Source organism: Acidovorax sacchari (assembly GCF_042847045.1).
Taxonomy (GTDB): Bacteria; Pseudomonadota; Gammaproteobacteria; order Burkholderiales; family Burkholderiaceae_C; genus Paracidovorax; species Paracidovorax sacchari.
The window spans coordinates 3,990,290-4,005,435 of record NZ_AP035783.1; the positions used below are offsets into that span (position 1 = coordinate 3,990,290).

At 71.0% G+C, this 15,146-nt stretch carries 12 protein-coding genes; 2 read left to right on the plus strand and 10 right to left on the minus strand.

Annotation, left to right across the window (positions count from 1 at the left end; all coding sequences use genetic code 11):
- Window positions 1-3: 3 nt before the first annotated feature.
- From ACGHC0_RS17655 to ACGHC0_RS17680, 6 genes are all read right to left on the minus strand, one after another.
- On the minus strand, window positions 4-453 hold the full coding sequence (locus ACGHC0_RS17655) for a hypothetical protein (RefSeq protein WP_415266320.1): 450 nt from the start codon (window positions 451-453) through the stop codon (window positions 4-6).
- Between the two features lie 29 nt (window positions 454-482).
- Window positions 483-2,807, minus strand: a complete 2,325-nt coding sequence (locus tag ACGHC0_RS17660) for a type VI secretion system Vgr family protein (RefSeq protein WP_368355661.1) — start codon at window positions 2,805-2,807, stop codon at window positions 483-485.
- A 142-nt stretch (window positions 2,808-2,949) separates the two neighbouring features.
- Window positions 2,950-5,610, minus strand: a complete 2,661-nt coding sequence (locus ACGHC0_RS17665; RefSeq protein ID WP_415266321.1) for an EAL domain-containing protein — start codon at window positions 5,608-5,610, stop codon at window positions 2,950-2,952.
- Window positions 5,610-6,830 carry a TRAP transporter substrate-binding protein gene (locus ACGHC0_RS17670; protein ID WP_415266322.1) on the minus strand — a complete coding sequence of 407 codons (1,221 nt, stop codon included), beginning with the start codon at window positions 6,828-6,830 and terminating at the stop codon, window positions 5,610-5,612. Before ACGHC0_RS17670 ends, ACGHC0_RS17665 begins: the two co-directional genes overlap by 1 nt.
- A gap of 62 nt (window positions 6,831-6,892) precedes the next feature.
- The gene (locus ACGHC0_RS17675) at window positions 6,893-7,663 is read right to left on the minus strand and encodes a metallophosphoesterase family protein (protein ID WP_368352216.1); all 771 of its coding nucleotides are present in this window, start codon (window positions 7,661-7,663) and stop codon (window positions 6,893-6,895) included.
- Between the two features lie 25 nt (window positions 7,664-7,688).
- On the minus strand, window positions 7,689-8,813 hold the full coding sequence (locus ACGHC0_RS17680) for a diacylglycerol/lipid kinase family protein (RefSeq protein WP_368352217.1): 1,125 nt from the start codon (window positions 8,811-8,813) through the stop codon (window positions 7,689-7,691).
- Window positions 8,814-9,212: 399 nt separating this feature from the next.
- Between ACGHC0_RS17680 and ACGHC0_RS17685 the strand changes: the two genes are divergently transcribed.
- The gene (locus tag ACGHC0_RS17685; RefSeq protein ID WP_368352218.1) at window positions 9,213-10,049 is read left to right on the plus strand and encodes a phosphatase PAP2 family protein; all 837 of its coding nucleotides are present in this window, start codon (window positions 9,213-9,215) and stop codon (window positions 10,047-10,049) included.
- A 1-nt stretch (window position 10,050) separates the two neighbouring features.
- On the opposite strand, the gene ACGHC0_RS17690 is transcribed toward ACGHC0_RS17685, so the two are convergent.
- Window positions 10,051-11,292 carry an MFS transporter gene (locus ACGHC0_RS17690; protein ID WP_368352219.1) on the minus strand — a complete coding sequence of 414 codons (1,242 nt, stop codon included), beginning with the start codon at window positions 11,290-11,292 and terminating at the stop codon, window positions 10,051-10,053.
- 212 nt (window positions 11,293-11,504) lie between these two features.
- Here ACGHC0_RS17690 and ACGHC0_RS17695 point away from each other — a divergent pair, with 212 nt between their 5' ends.
- On the plus strand, window positions 11,505-12,218 hold the full coding sequence (locus tag ACGHC0_RS17695; protein ID WP_368352220.1) for a haloacid dehalogenase type II: 714 nt from the start codon (window positions 11,505-11,507) through the stop codon (window positions 12,216-12,218).
- A gap of 20 nt (window positions 12,219-12,238) precedes the next feature.
- On the opposite strand, the gene ACGHC0_RS17700 is transcribed toward ACGHC0_RS17695, so the two are convergent.
- The 3 genes from ACGHC0_RS17700 to urtE all read right to left on the minus strand — a co-directional run bounded on the left by ACGHC0_RS17700 (window position 12,239) and on the right by urtE (window position 14,900).
- Window positions 12,239-12,913: a DUF1294 domain-containing protein gene (locus ACGHC0_RS17700; protein WP_368352221.1), complete on the minus strand. Its 675-nt coding sequence runs from the start codon at window positions 12,911-12,913 to the stop codon at window positions 12,239-12,241.
- A gap of 6 nt (window positions 12,914-12,919) precedes the next feature.
- Window positions 12,920-13,906 carry a PilZ domain-containing protein gene (locus tag ACGHC0_RS17705; protein WP_368352222.1) on the minus strand — a complete coding sequence of 329 codons (987 nt, stop codon included), beginning with the start codon at window positions 13,904-13,906 and terminating at the stop codon, window positions 12,920-12,922.
- Window positions 13,907-14,195: 289 nt separating this feature from the next.
- Window positions 14,196-14,900 (minus strand): urea ABC transporter ATP-binding subunit UrtE, encoded by a 705-nt coding sequence (gene urtE / locus ACGHC0_RS17710; protein WP_013595766.1) that lies wholly within the window; start codon window positions 14,898-14,900, stop codon window positions 14,196-14,198.
- Window positions 14,901-15,146 lie beyond the last annotated feature (246 nt).

Genomic DNA, 15,146 nt, shown 5'->3' on the forward strand with positions numbered 1-15,146 from the left:
CGCTCAGTTGATGCGGACCTCGGCCGCATCGATGTCCACGAGGTCGCGCGCGTCGTGCTCGATCTTCAGGGCCACGAGCCGTGCGAGGCCCTGGCCCGTCAGGCGCAGGGACGCCTCGCCGCACGACAGCACCACGGCGTCCTGCGACTGCAGGCGGATGGCACGCTGGTTCCACGGCACCGCGGGCGAGGGGGCCAGCACTGCGGTGATGACGGCCTCGCCGCCGGAGCGCACCACCAGCAGCACCTCGTCGCCGGGAACGAGTTCCGGCAGGAGCACGCCCACGGAGGCGCTGGCGGCCATGTCCGCCGCCGCACCGGGGTACTCCACGGCATAGCGGTCCGGGGCCAGCGCCCCGGTGACACGGCCGGTGCGCATCACCGGCGCCGCACCCGCATCGGCGCCTGGCGCGGCGTCGTCCGCCGGGATGGAAACAGCCTGCGCTTGTGCCATCGGAACCCTCCTCTCCTGTTTTTCCCGCTTCACGCAGGATTGACGTGGCTGTCCGGCGACGAGACCGTCACCTTGGAGCTGCCCGCGATGGAAATCGTCTGCCCGTTGATCTGCACCGTGCCGTCGCTGGTCATGCGCAGCACGGCCTTGCCGCACTGGATCTCGATCGCGTCTCCGACCTTGACGGACATCTCCTTGCCCACGCTCAGGGTGCGCACCTCGCCCACGGTGGTGGCCGAGTTCTTGCCCACGTTCTCCGTGTAGTTGTCGGAGGTCTCGTCCGTGCGGTCGGCACCGACCTTCGTGGTCTGGCTCTGCCCCACGGTGACGGACCGGTTCATGAGCACGTTGGTGGACTGGCTGAGCCCCACGTTCACCACCATGGCCGCGCCCACGTTCACGTTGTAGGCTGCGCCGATGTTCACCATCTTCGCCAGGCCCACGTTCTGCAGGTAGGCCAGGCCGATGGTCTCGGTCTTGAAGCTGCCGACCTTGATCGACCAGTTGTTGCCGATCTTGTCCTTCTCGTTGCGGCCGATGGTCTTGCTGCGGTTGTTGCCGATGGAGACCGTCTCGTCGATGCCGACGTCTTCCTTCCGGTTGTCGCCGATGCTGATCGTCTCGTCGTGGTCCACCCGCTCCGTGCGGTTGTTGTGCACCGTGATCTTCTCGTCGCGATCGACCGTCTCCGTGCGGTCCCGGTGGATGGTGTTCGTCTCGTCCCGGTCGATCGTCTTGCGCCGGTCCTGGCCCACCCAGTGGTCCTCGTCGTTCTCCACCTCGATGAGCTGGTCCTTCTGCGCATGCAGCCACACCTGCTCCGCGCCCTTCTTGTCCTCGAAGCGGATCGCGTTGGCGTCGCCCGCGCCGTTCTTCATCCCGTCGCCGAAGGCCCCGCCCTTGCTCGACTTCGTCTTGATGCCCGACTGCGTCGCATTGCCCGGCAAGGCCCACGGCGGCATGTTCGCGGCGTTGTAGACGCTGCCCGTGACGATGGGATAGTCCGGGTCGCCGTTCAGGAAGTCCACGATCACTTCCTGCCCGATGCGCGGGATCGAGATCGCCCCGAAGCCCGAGCCCGCCCAGCTCGTGGCCACCCGCACCCAGCAGCTGGAGTTCTCGTCCATCGCCCCCAGCCGGTCCCAGTGGAACTGCACCTTGATGCGGCCGTATTCGTCGGTCCAGATTTCTTCCCCGGCCGGGCCGACCACGACGGCGGTCTGCGGGCCCGTGGTTCTCGGCTTTTGCGTCTTGCGCGCGGGCGTGTACGGAAGGCTCGTGGGCTGGGCCGTGAGGCTGAACTTCTGGAAGGAGCCCTGCTCTTCGTTGTGCTTGAGCGCCTCGCCCGGCTTGGCGCTGTTGAAGGAAGAACTGCGCGGGTTCTCGTGCAGGTGGTAGGTGACGCCCGTGATGAGGTATTGCCGGTTCTGGTCGCCGCGCGGGTAGTTCTCCAGCGTGAAGGTGTAGCCCGTGGCCAGGCTCCGGTGGCGGGATTCACCCCTGACGGTGCTGTGGCCCGTCAGGCCTTCCTGCAGGCGCACGCGGGCATATTGCTCGCCGTCGCCGTGCTGCACGTAGCCGCCCGGCCATTCGTAGATCTCGTACGCGTCGTGCGCGTGCCCCGGGGGCTGCTGGCGCATGTTGGAGAGATCCGACCGGGGCTTCTTGAAGTCGTAGTCATCGTTGTAGTACCGCCCGGGCTTGATCTCCTCGCCCAATGTCCAGGCGTGGATGTTCTCGCGGTCGGCCGTGGCCGACTTCTCGGGCGGGTAGAACGGGATCACGGCCGCGCCCGGCAGGGGCTCGTGGCCGGCCACGATGTCGTCGGCGATCACCAGGGTGTGCTGGCCGCTCGCGTGCTGGAAGTAGTAGTACGCCCCTTCATGCTCCAGCAACCTGGAGACGAAATCGAAGTCGCTCTCGCCGTACTGCACGCAGTAGTCCCAGGCGCGGTACGCGCGCGTGAGCTTCAACTGCATCGGATAACCGTAACGGCTCAAAACCTCTTCCACGATCTGCGGGACGGTCTTGAACTGGAAGATGCGGAAATCCTGCCGCCGCGTGGCCACCCAGAGCCAGGGCTGCAGGCGCAGGTGGTACGAGTACAGCCGATGGTCCTGCCCCTGCATGCCGAAGCGCGTGACCAGGCCGTCCAGGTACCGCTTGCCGCCGCCTTCGGTCTCGATCTCCACCGTCGCCGTCTTGCCCAGCAGCGCCTTGGGATCGATGTCGCGCCCCTCAGAGAGCAGGTCGATGTCGAAGGAGAAAAGCTGGCTCAGCTCCTCGCTGCCCCGCAGCTGCCGGAAATGCAGCTGCTCTCCCAGGGGCGTCTGGATGGTGACGCGGCGTGTCATCTTGGTTACGAGGGACACGGCCGGACCGCGCCCGAGGGTTAGAGACGGTCGCGATGATAGGTGGGAGGCTTATCGATTGGATAGCTTTTTGGAAATGTAATTTTGTATCGAAAAGTTATATAGCGGCCTGCACCCGCGCTGGTCACTCGGGTTGTTCCGAGGCCACCGCGCCGTAGCGGATCAGGAAATCCTGGGCGGGCATGGGCCGCGCGAACAGGTAGCCCTGGTAGAGGTCGCAGCCGTGCCGGTCCAGGAAATCGCGCTGTTCCTGGGTTTCCACGCCTTCGGCGATGACCTCCAGGTCGAGGTTGCGGGCCATGCCGATGATGGTCTGCACGATCACGTCGTCCGTGGGCCGCTTGCCCAGGTTGCGCACGAAGGACTGGTCGATCTTCAGCTGGTGCAGCGGCAGGCGGGTGAGGTAGGCCAGCGACGAGTAGCCCGTGCCGAAATCGTCCACCGAGAAGCGCACGCCCTTGGTGCGCAGCAGGTGCATCTTGGCGACGGAATCGTCCACGTTGTCGAGCACCAGGGATTCCGTCAGCTCCAGCTCCAGCAGGTGGGGTTTCACGCCCGCATGCTGCAGGGCCTCGACCACGCTGGCGACGAAGTCCGGATGGCGGAACTGCCGTGCGCTGACGTTCACTGCGATGTGCAGGTTCGAGAGCCGGGGGTCGCTGCTCCAGGCCGCGAGCTGCGCGCAGGCCGTGCGCAGCACCCACTGGCCGATGGGCACGATGAGCTCGCTCTCCTCGGCCACGGCGATGAATTCGCCCGGGGCGATCAGCCCCCGCTCGGGATGCTTCCAGCGCAGCAGCCCTTCGGCCCCGATCACCTCCCCTTTGCGGGAGACCTGCGGCTGGTAATACAGCACGAATTCCTGCGCGGCGATGGCGGCCTGCAGGTCGGCTTCGAGCCGCGCGCGCTGGCTGATGACGACCTGCATCTGGGGATCGAAGAAGCACAGCGCATTGCCGCGCCGCGCCTTGACCTGGTACATGGCGATGTCCGCCTGCTTGAGCAGGTCGGCCGCGGTCTGGCGCTGGTCACCGAAGATGGCGGCGCCGACGCTGCAGGTGTTCTGGTGCACCTGCAGCTGCAGGTGGTAGGGCTGGGCCACGGCATGCAGGATCTTCTCGCCGATGCGCCGCGCGATCGACGCGGCCTCCTGACGGTCGTGCGAGAGATCGCTCATCATCACCACGAACTCGTCGCCGCCCAGGCGCGCCACGGTGTCCGCCGGGCGCGCGCAGACCCGCAGGCGCAGCGCCACCTGCTGCAGCAGCAAGTCACCCATCTCGTGGCCCTGTGTGTCGTTGAGGGTCTTGAACTGGTCCAGGTCCAGGAAGAGCAGCGCGCCGAACTGGTGCGACCGCTGCGCGGTGGCCAGGGCCTGGTGCAGCCGGTCGAGCAGCAGCCGCCGGTTGGGCAGCCCCGTGAGCGGATCGTAGAAGGCGAGGTTCTCGATCTCCGCGCTGGCCCGGCGCATGTCCGTCACGTCGTGGTAGGTGATCATGAGCCCGCCCTCGGGCGTGGCGCGCTCGGTGATCTGGATGAAATGGCCGTTGGGCAGCATCTGCTCGTGCGTGCCCCGGGTCTCGCGCTGCAGCAGCAGCCGCTGCTCGACCCACTCGCGGCGCATGGCCTCGTCGGCTTCGGGCAGGTAGTAGCGGGACGTGGCCTCCAGCACGGAGCGGAACGGCAGGCCCACTTCCATCATGGACCGCAGCCACGGGAAGATTTCCTCGTAGCGCTGGTTCCACTGCAGCACGCGGTGGCCGGAATCCAGCAGCACGAAGCCGCTGACCATGGAGCCCAGGGCCTGTTCGAGCGTGGCCTTGGAACGCGCGAGATCGTTGCGCGCACGGCTGATGCGGCGCAGATAGGCCATGGCGAAGCCGCCCGCCGCCAGCGCGGTGGCGATCAGCAGGGCCGCGACCGCCGCGATGGCATTGCGCTCGGAGCGCCAGCTCGCCAGCGCCGATGCCTCGGGCAGGCTCGCCGTGATCCAGAGGCCCGGGTAGAGGATGGGCCGGGCGACCACCAGGGCGGGCACGCCGGTCAGGCGCGCCGGCTGGTCCCAGGCGCTGGAGGCCGGAGCATCGTCGCCCAGCGGGGACACGCGCGCCCGGCTGCGCGCCTCGCCGCGGCCGGAAGTGCCGATGATCAGCTCGCCCCGGCCGCGTTCCAGGGTGACTTCCAGCCCCGGGATGTCCGCCCCCTGGGCGAGTACCGCGGCGAGCATGCTCACGGGCACCTGCAGCACCGCCAGCAGGCGCTCTCCCTGCTGGGAACGGATGGGCCGCGCCGCGTACAGGATGCGTTCGGAACTGGCGAAGCTGACCGTGGGGGCGCTCAGCAACAGGGTGGGCATGCCCTGGGACATCGCCTCGTCGAAGAACCCGGCCGGAAGCTCCTGGAGCACGCGCGAGCCCATGGCGTCCGACGCGGCCACCACGTTGCGCCGCTGGTCGATCAGCACCACCGAACGCACGAGGATGTTCTGCCGGGAGGCGCTGCGCAGCAGCTTGCCGATGAACTCGGGATCGGTGCGGGGCATGCGCTCGCTCCACAGCTCGATCATGTCGTCGGTGCTGGCCAGCAGGACGTCCAGGCCCAGCAGCGCGCGGTTCAGGGCCGCCTCGGCGCCCGCGGCGAAGCGCGCCACCTGCGTATCGCTCTCGGCCACGGCCACATGCCGCGCATTCACGATCAGCCCCGCGGCAGCCCCCGCGATACCGAGCACGAGCGCCGCGACCGCCGCGGACACGGCCCACTGCAGGCGGACCGACAGCGCCACCATCAGGGAGTCTCCGGTGCGGGAATGCCGCGCGCCCGGCCCACGGTGCGGCGCCAGACGGCGGCACAGCCATCGCCGCAGCGGCGCAGCCAGCTGGGCAGCACGGACTCGGAGAGCAGGCGCAGGCGCCGGGCGTCGTCCTCGGGCGACAGGGGCACCACGACCATGGAGCCCTTCTCGCCATGCACGCAGGCCGGTGCCCCGCTGTTGCAGGCCACGCCCTCTTCCGTCTCGGCCTCCGCATCGCGCCAGATGGCATCTTCCAGCCTGGGCAGCTCGCGCATCAGCAGCGCACGCAACTCGGGCGGCATGGCCGCCCATGCCTCGTCATTGGCCCCGAAGAAGGACAGCCCCCAGGTGATGGGCAGCGTGTGCAGGTAGTGGGTCATGCGGTGCAGCCCGAGCGTGTTGCCCGACATGGTCCCGGTGATGGCGCATTCGCTGTCGCCCGCCTGCAGGCTGGGCACGATCTGGCCGAAGCCCGTATAGACGGCCACGCCGCCCAGCGAGGCGATGAAGTCCGCCTGCGCCGCGGACGAGACGCGCACGCGGCGTCCCTTGAGGTCCGCCAGCCCGGACAGGGCGCTCTTGCAGAACAGCACCTGCGCGGGATAGACGTACACCGCCAGCATCTCGAAATGGTGGTGCCTGCGCAGTTCGTCCTGCAGGTAGGGCCGGAAGGCCTGCACGGAGGCCCGCAGGTCCGCCAGGGTGGGATTGAGCGCCGGCAGGTCGGCCGCGGTGTACTGCGGGTACTGGGCGGTGAGCGAGCTCATCAGCACCGTGCCCAGCGGCACCACGCCCAGTTCGATCAGGCGCAGCATCTCGATGCCGGGCACGCCCGCGCGGTCGAAGGGGACGATGGAGGCAGTGAAGCGCCCGCCGCTCAGGCGCGGAAGATCCCTGGTCCAGAACGGAGCCTCGCGCCGGGAATACTGCGACAGGGCCCCGAGGTTGCCGACGATCCGCAGCCGGTAAGGCGCCGCCGCGCCGGGCGCGGAGGCCGATGACGCCGGCGGGGAAGCAGGCAGGGCCGGCTCGGCAGGGGCGGCGCCCCCCGGCAGGGCGGCCAGCGCCAGCGCGCAGGACAGCGCCGCCCGCCGTGCCGAAGCGGCAGCAGGCAAGGCACGGATCAGGTGGCAACGGACGAATCCGCCGGTGCGGGGCGCGCGAAGGTTCGCTGCCAAATAGATGTCCTCCCAGTAGCACCGGTTTTTTACCATTTTGGATGCCTTTGACAAATGGCGGGAAATGCTCTCCACCCCTCCTCAGAGGGCATGCTGTGTCATGGATTCCACCTGACAGGATGGTTGGCGACGAATTCTCCCCTGTCCCGGTCGAAATCCCAGCGGGTCAGCTGCCTGCCCCCAGGGCCGGTCTCCAGGGTCAGCAGGCTGTTGGGCGCCTGCGCCCGCAGCCGCACCGACACGGCCGTGCCGGCCTGCGCGGCCCGCAGCCCTGGCAATGCCTCGACCAGGCCGGGTGCATGGGCGTGGCCGGACAGCAGCATTTCGGCACCGGCGGCCCGCCAGCGCGACAGCGCCTCGGCCGCACGGTGCGGACGGTGGTCGGCGTCGCCCGGATGCCGCGCCACCAGGGGATGGTGCGTGGCGAGGATGCGCCAGCGGCCGGGCGGAGCGCCGGCCAGCCTCTGTGCCGCCCTGTCGATCTGCTCCGGCGAGAGGCTTCCCCGGCGGTGGCGCCAGGCCCGCGTGGTATCGACCCCCACCACGAAGAACCCGCCAGCATCGCACACCGGCTCCCGGTCGCTCCCCCACCAGCGGGCATAGCGCCGGTAGGCGCCACCGATCCGCTCCCACCAGGCGAACAGGGGCAGGTCGTGGTTGCCGGGCATGACCAGCGTGTGGCGGGCGGGCAACGCAGTGATGAATGCATGGGCGGCCTCGAACTGCGGAACCGTCGCGCGCTGGGTGAGATCGCCCGACACGACCACCACGGACACCGGCAGCGCGCGCGCGAGCGCCTGCACCGCCGCACAGGCACGCGGATCGTGTGCACCGAAATGCAGATCGGACAGGTGCATCAATACGCTCATGGCCGCCTGCTCGGGTTCCGGGGCCTCAGGCAGCCGCCGTGGCCATGCCCGGCACCACGCCCGGCAAGGGCCCCGGCGCCGGTGCATCGGCGTCGCCCGGGTCCGCCACCGGTTCGGGCTCGACGGCGGCGCGCCCGCCCACGCTCTCTCCTTCTTCATCCTTGGCGGTCGCCGTGGGCGCCACGAGCCACAGCGGCCGGTCTTCCACGCGGAATCGCAGCGGCGGCGGCATCCAGGCCCGCTCCCCGTCGAACGCCACCTTGACCTGGGCGGGACGCCAGCTGGCGGGCTCCACGACCATCTCGGAACAGGCCAGGCTGATGACGGCATCGTCGCGGTCCAGGTGGCCGATGGCGGCATGCCACACCGTGCGGGCCGTGGCCCACCGGCCCTGCGGCTTGAGCAGCAAAACCGCGAGGTGGTCCCCCTCGGCGACGTCGCGCGCCTGGGGAATGCCCAGCCGCTCCAGTTGCAGCGGGTTGTTGCCCACGAACAGCGTGGAGGCGAAGAACTCTTCCTGCACCAGGGTGTCCGCGCCGCGGTGGGCGCGCAGCGACACCCGCCAGCGCCGCGCCGAGGACGGCCGCAGGAAGCTCCACACGGCGGAGACGATCGCCACCCAGCGGGACCGGCCGAAGCGCCGCGACGCCATTTCCCGCTGCTCGAGCAGGCGCGGGTACAGGCCGACCGCGGCGTTCACGAGGAACATGCTGTCGTTCACGTAACCCACGCGCACCGGCCGCTCATCGCCGCTCTGCAGCGCCCGCAGGATGTCCTCCGCGGCCTGGGCCAGGTCCAGCGACAGGCTCTGCTCGCGTGCGAAGTAATTGAAGGTGCCCGCGGGAATGACACCCATGCGGACACCGTGCCGCCAGGCCGCCGCTGCCACGGCATTGATGGTGCCGTCGCCGCCGCAGGCCACGACGATGCCGCCCGAGGCCAGCGCCGCCCGCGCTGCCTCGTCCGCCGCCTGCACGATGCCGGCCCGCACCGCCGGCACATGCCACTGCACCGCATGGCGGCGCAGCGGCTCCAGGGACTCCAGCCGATCCCGCAACTGGCCGTGGTCCGCGCCCGGCCGGTGCGGCACCACCAGGTGCACGGGCCCGGGCTCGGACGCGGAAAAGGGGGTCGGTGCGGAAGAGGGCATGGTGCTGTGGACGGGATGGCGCAGCGAGGCCGCGGGACAGGAAGGGCGCTCCGGCCGGACGGCCCCGGCACCCGTCCCGATTGTCCGGGCCGCCCGCGCCCCGCCCCATCGGATGGCAGAGGCAGCGGCTGTCGGCGCCGGCCGACACCGGATATCTCCGGCGTCCGGGAATCTCCGGCACGGCGGCAGGTCATGGCGCGAGCGCGGCCGCAGGCATGTCACCATCGATGGCTCCGATGCAACGCCACAGGCTTCTTTCCGACCGATGCACCAGCCCTCCGCCCCCTGCCCAGCCCTTCCTGCCGGCTTCCTGGCATCCACCGCCCCGCGCGCCCGGGCACATCACGCCGCCATCGGTCGCCCGCACGGTCCGGGCCTTTGCGCCGCGGGAGGCCGGCCATGAGCGCCCCCCAGGCCTGGGCCGCCTGGGCGGGAGCGCATCCACTGGCCTTCTGGGGTGCGGGACTGTCGTTCGTCCTGGTGGCCACGCTGCTGGCCCGGGGTGCCTCGCTGGCCGCCGCACCGCACTGCGCCCCCTGGGCCGGGCGCTGGTCGGCGCCCTCGCACGCCGTGGCACGCCTCTGGGCGGCGCTGGCGGCCTCCGCGCTGATGGTCTGGGGCTGCGCCGAGTTGCTGGGGTTCCTGGCGAGCGAATGGTCGGTCCCCACCGCCTGGGTGGCACGGATGGACGAGACACTGGCCGGCGCCCTGCGCGCACGGGCGGGCCTGCCCACCCTCACCCTGTTCGCACGCCTCACGCATGCGGGCGACACCGGGGTGCTGGCTGCCCTGGCCGCGGTGGTGGGCATCGCGCTCTGGTGGCGCCGCCACCGCCTGCTGGCGGCCTGCTGGGCCGCGGCCCTGGCGGGCAACGGACTGCTCACCCGCGGGTTCAAGCACGCCTTCGAACGGGTGCGGCCGGAGCATACGCACGGCGTCTCGGTGGCCGAAGGCTACAGCTTCCCGAGCGGGCACAGCAGCAGCTCGATGGTCGCCTACGGCATGCTGGCCTGTCTGGCGGTGCGCCTGCTGCCGGCGCGCTGGCACCTCCCCGCCCTGCTCACCGCCGCCGCGGTGGTGTTCACGGTCGGCTGGAGCCGGGTGGTGCTGCAGGTGCATTACGCGAGCGACGTGCTCGCGGGCTGGGTCACCGGAGGCACCTGGCTGGCCTGCTGCGTGCTGGTGACGAACGGCGTGGGCCACTGGCACCGCAGCCGCAGCGCCCCGGCAGCCTGAGTCAGGGCATCGGCGGCGTGGACGCGCTGCGCTCCGCGGCCAGCGATGCAGCGAACACGGCCAGGCCGGCGAGGGCAAGCAGGGCCCCCACCCAGCCGGTGGACGTCCACCCCAGGCCGGCCGTGATGGCTACGCCGCCGAGCCAGGCACCGAGCGCGTTCGCGCAGTTGAAGGCCGAATGGTTGAGCGCGGCGGCCAGGGTCTGCGCATCGCCGGCCACGTCCATCAGCCGGATCTGCAGCGCCGGCCCGATGGCGACGATGGTGCCGATGAGAAAGGTCGCCAGCGCCGCGGTCACCACGTGGTGGGCCGCGAACACGAAGGTGCCCAGCACCGCCAGCGACCAGACCAGCAGGCCGCCGATGGTGCGCATCAGGGAGCGGTCCGCCAGCCGGGCGCCCACGAGGTTGCCGGCCACCATGCCTGCTCCGAAAAGCGCCAGCACGAAGGGCACGGCGCCGACGGGCAGGCCCGCCACTTCGGTGAGCGTGGGCTTGATGTAGCTGAAGACCGAGAACATGCCGCCGAAACCGATGGCGCCGATGCCCAGGGTCAGCCAGACCTGCTTGCGCCGCAGTGCCCCGAGCTCGCGCCAGGGGCTCGCGGCCGCGTCGGGCGGCATGTAGGGCACGCCCCGGCGCACCATCGCCATCGCCAGCACCGCGATCGCCCCGACGAACACGAAGGCCGCACGCCAGCCGAAATGCTGGCCCAGCGCGGCCGCGATGGGCACGCCCGCGAGCGTGGCCCCCGTGAGGCCCAGCATCACCAGGCCCACCGCGCTCGCGCGCCGGCCGGGCGGTGCGAGCGATGCGGCCACCAGCGCGGCCACCCCGAAATAGGTGCCGTGCGGCAGGCCGGTGACGAAGCGCAGCACGTTGAGCGACAGGTAGCCCGGCGCCATCGCGGACGCGAAATTGCCCAGCGCATAGACAGCCATCAGCGCGATGAGCAGTGCCCGCCGGCCCCAGCCCGCCGCCAGCACGGCCAGCACGGGCGCGCCGACCACCACGCCCAGCGCATAGGCACTGATGACGTGCCCGGCCTGCGGGATGGTCACGCCGATGTCGCGCGCCACCTCGGGCAGCAGGCCCATGATGACGAACTCGCCCGTGCCGATGGAAAAGCCGCCCAGGCCCAGCGCCAGCACGGCGCGCAGCAGGGTGCGGTCGTCCCGCGGGGTGGCAGTGGATGGGGCCGCCGGGACATCGGCGTCGTCGCGGGGCAGGGAGGGCGTGGTCATGGAGAAAGCGGCGTGCGGCAGCGCCGGCCAGGAAAGCGGACCGGGCGCGAAGAGGGGCGATACAGGGTTAACCCGCAGGGCTGCAGAACATATCACGCCCTGCCCGCATCTGCAGCGGGCGGGATTTGCGGCCTTGCCGTATGCTGCCCGGCACGCCGCATCCGCCACCACGGCAGGATCCCTCCCGACCATCCTCCTCCAAGGATTGCCCCATGAACGACGCCTTCCCCGACGTGCGACTGCTGGTCTTCGACATCTTCGGCACCGTGGTGGACTGGCACGGCAGCATCGTGCGCGAAGTGCAGGCGCTGCACCCGCAGGTGGACGCCGACGCCTTCGCCCTGGCCTGGCGCGAGGGCTACCAGCCGGCCATGCAGCGCGTGCGCAGCGGCGAACTCGGCTGGACGCGCATCGACGAGCTGCACCGGATGATCCTCGACGGGCTGCTGCCCCGCTTCGGCCTGGAGCACCTGTCCGAGCCGGAGCGCCGGCACCTGAACCACGCATGGCACCGGCTCGCGCCCTGGCCCGACAGCGTGGCCGGGCTGCAGCGCCTCAAGCACCGCCGCACCATCGCCACGCTCTCCAACGGCAACATCGGCCTGCTCACGGACATGGCCAAGGCGGCCGGACTGCCCTGGGACTGCATCCTGAGCGCCGAGGTGTTCCGCGCCTACAAGCCCGATCCGGCGGTGTACCTGGGCGCCGCCCGCGTCTTCGACCTGGAGCCCGCGCAGGTGATGATGGTGGCCGCGCACCACGAGGACCTCGCGGCCGCGCGGGCCTGCGGCCTGCGGACTGCCTATGTGGAAAGGCCGCACGAATTCGGAGCGGCCCGTGCGAAGGACGTCTCGCCCCGGCCGGGCAACGACCTGCACTGCGCGGACCTGGTCGCGCTCGCGGACGTGCTCGCGGGCCCCGGCTGACGCGCGGCGCGCCGGCCGCCTCAGGCAGGCAGGGCCGCGCGCAGGCCTTCGCCGTACGGCGAACACAGCCAGCCGAGCGCCGCGGCATGGAGTGCCACGGTGGCCCGGAACACGGTGCGGAAGGACCGCTTGGCGGATTTGTGGCGCAGCACCTGCTGCGCCAGCAGGGCCCCGGGCCAGCCTCCGGCCAGCGCCAGCAGGTGCAGGGTCTTCTCGGAAGTGCGCCAGTGCCCCTGCTCCGCGGCCCGCTTGTCGCGCCAGTACATGAGGTAGGTCCAGATGCTCAGCCCCAGGCAGGCCACCGGAACCCAGCGGGGCATCGTGCCGAACACCGCCAATGCCACGCAGAACACGGCATAGGCCGGCAGCACGAGCAGGCTGGCGATGCCCCATTGCGCGGAGCCGCCGTGCGCCCCGTGGCGGCCGCAGGGCCGGGCCGGCCGTGGCGCCATGGCGGGCGCCCGGGCGGCGGAAGCGCGCGCCGCAGGCGGCAGGAGCGAGACACCGCAGGCCCGCTTGCGTCCACCGGGGCCGGCCTCCACCGCGAAGCGCACCCGCTGGCCGGCATGGGGCCGGGGCGTGCCGTCCTGAAAGGCCTTGATGTGCACGAACACCGGGTCACCGCCCTGCAGCGGCTCGATGAAGCCGAAACCCCGCGCGTCGTTCCAGGACGCGATCACACCGTCGAACTGCATGCGCCGTCAGCCGGAGGTCACCATGCCCTGCACGAAGCGCCGCACCTGGGCATCGAACTCCGCGCTGGTGGCGGTGAACTCCACCCCGGCCAGCACCTGGGGGCCCGTGGTGTTGAGGGTGACCACGCGCGCATACACGTCCCGCGCCTGGTAGCGCGCGATCGGCAGGTCGAACGCGAGCCGCAGCTCGCCGTGCAGCGGCACCGGCTCGCCCAGCTCCAGCAACGCGCCGTGGTAGCCCATGTCGCGCAGCGAGCAGGCCACCAGGTGGGGAAGCACTGCTCCGTCCTGCACGAGCTGGCAGGTGCACGGCAGGTTGGCCTCCACCCGCAGGCTGCGGCGGAACTCCTGCCGGGGCACCTTGAGCCGCCGGCCCGGCACGGCCACCAGCTCGCGCAGCGGCAGGGGCTCGGAACGGCCCTTGACGAAGACATGCGTCGGCGCCGACACCGACGCCATCGTCCAGCAGCGCTGGTACACCGCCTCGCTCACCAGCACCTGTCCGCGCAGCGCGAAGGCGCGCAGCTGGGAGGCCTCGGACACGACCGTGCCCAGCAGCACGGGTGCCTGGCGCCCGCCGCCGGACGGTGCGAAGTCGCCCACCAGCGCGGGGCCGAAGGCGATGCCCACGCCCACGTACACCGGGGGCAACCGCTCCTCGCGGAAGGCGTCGTTCAAATCCTTGAGCGCCATCTGCAGCGCCACGGCATACATGGCCGCGCGCTGGACGCTGCCATCGGCACCCTTGCCATCGCCCTCTTGCCCCGCTGCTCCCTGCGGGAACAACACCGCGGCGCCCTCGCCCGTCCAGTGGGCGAGCACGCCGCCATAGGCGGGCAGCAGGCCGTGCAGGCAGCCGATCACGCGCTCCATCCAGTCGCGGGCCTGGGCCGGCGGCATCGACGAGGCCACCTGCGCGAAATCGCGGATGCCGGCCTTGAGCAGCGTGATCTCGCGCTCCTGCAGGGAGGGTGTTCCGGTGCCCGGGGACACGGGCGCGCCGGAAGCGAAAGGAACAGCGTCGGGGCCGGAAGCGGGAGGAACAGGCATAGAGGGCAAGGGGCCGTGCGCGGGTCTCGGTGGGATCGGTCCGTCGGGATTCGTGGCCGGGTGGCCCCGAGAGCGCAGCCGGCATCCGGCAGCATAGGCGGACGGCCGCTCGGTGGTCAAGCCGCGCGGCGGCACCCTGCCCGCGCCACTGCCGCGCCGGCATGGCTCCGTCGCTTCGGCGTCACACCCGGCAGGCGCTCCCCGCGCGCGCGCAGGCCGCCCGCCCGGCCCGTCAGATCGCGACCAGCTGCCGGATGCCCCGCGCCTGCATCTCGCTGCCCGGCCCCCGCGCGATCACCTCGCCCCGCTCCATCACGAGGTACTCGTCGGCCAGCTCCTCGGCGAAGTCGTAGTACTGCTCGCACAGCAGCACGGACACCGGATGGCCGTCCAGCCCCTCGTCCGCGAGGCGGCGGATCACCCGGCCGATGTCCTTGATGATGCTGGGCTGGATGCCTTCGGTCGGCTCGTCCAGGATCAGCAGCCGCGGGCTGGGCGCGAGCGCCCGCGCGATCGCCAATTGCTGCTGCTGCCCGCCCGACAGGTCCCCGCCGCGCCGGCCCAGCATCTGCCGCAGCACCGGGAACAGCGTGTAGAGATGCTCCGGCACGGGCGTGGAACCGCTCTTGTAGGCCAGCCCCATGCGCAGGTTCTCCTCCACCGTCAGCCGGCCGAAGATCTCGCGGCCCTGCGGCACGAAACCGATGCCGGCGCGGGCGCGCTCGTAGGGCGTGCGGCCCTGGATCGGCTGGCCCTCCCAGGTGATGGTGCCGCTGCGGATGGGCACCAGGCCCATGAGGCTCTTGAGCAGCGTGGTCTTGCCGACACCGTTGCGGCCGAGGAGGACCGTGACCTTGCCGGGGGCGGCGTCGAGGCTCACGTCGCGGAGGATGTGGGAGCCGCCGTAGTATTGGTGGAGGTTGTGGACGGTGAGCATATGGGTTCTTTTAGGGGCGGGGGCCGGGTCTCGCCCCGGCGGGCGAGTTACTTTCTTTCGCTTCGCCGAAAGAAAGTAACCAAAGAAAGGGCGACCCTGCTGGATGCGACCCCGTTCGCCCGCGGGGCGAACGGGGCAACCTGGGGTGCTCGGGGGTGGGGTGTGCCGTGGAACTCGCTGCGCGCACTTCGTGCGCTCCGCTCGGACAACCACGGCAAGTCAGTTCACGAAGCGGGCGTGTCCTGC

Coding starts and splice junctions, on each gene's coding strand:
- ACGHC0_RS17655 (WP_415266320.1), bottom strand. CDS start 453: ATGGCACAAGCGCAGGCTGTTTCCATCCCGGCGGACGACGCCGCGCCA.
- ACGHC0_RS17660 (WP_368355661.1), bottom strand. CDS start 2,807: ATGACACGCCGCGTCACCATCCAGACGCCCCTGGGAGAGCAGCTGCAT.
- ACGHC0_RS17665 (WP_415266321.1), bottom strand. CDS start 5,610: ATGGTGGCGCTGTCGGTCCGCCTGCAGTGGGCCGTGTCCGCGGCGGTC.
- ACGHC0_RS17670 (WP_415266322.1), bottom strand. CDS start 6,830: ATGGTAAAAAACCGGTGCTACTGGGAGGACATCTATTTGGCAGCGAAC.
- ACGHC0_RS17675 (WP_368352216.1), bottom strand. CDS start 7,663: ATGAGCGTATTGATGCACCTGTCCGATCTGCATTTCGGTGCACACGAT.
- ACGHC0_RS17680 (WP_368352217.1), bottom strand. CDS start 8,813: ATGCCCTCTTCCGCACCGACCCCCTTTTCCGCGTCCGAGCCCGGGCCC.
- ACGHC0_RS17685 (WP_368352218.1), top strand. CDS start 9,213: ATGAGCGCCCCCCAGGCCTGGGCCGCCTGGGCGGGAGCGCATCCACTG.
- ACGHC0_RS17690 (WP_368352219.1), bottom strand. CDS start 11,292: ATGACCACGCCCTCCCTGCCCCGCGACGACGCCGATGTCCCGGCGGCC.
- ACGHC0_RS17695 (WP_368352220.1), top strand. CDS start 11,505: ATGAACGACGCCTTCCCCGACGTGCGACTGCTGGTCTTCGACATCTTC.
- ACGHC0_RS17700 (WP_368352221.1), bottom strand. CDS start 12,913: ATGCAGTTCGACGGTGTGATCGCGTCCTGGAACGACGCGCGGGGTTTC.
- urtE (WP_013595766.1), bottom strand. CDS start 14,900: ATGCTCACCGTCCACAACCTCCACCAATACTACGGCGGCTCCCACATC.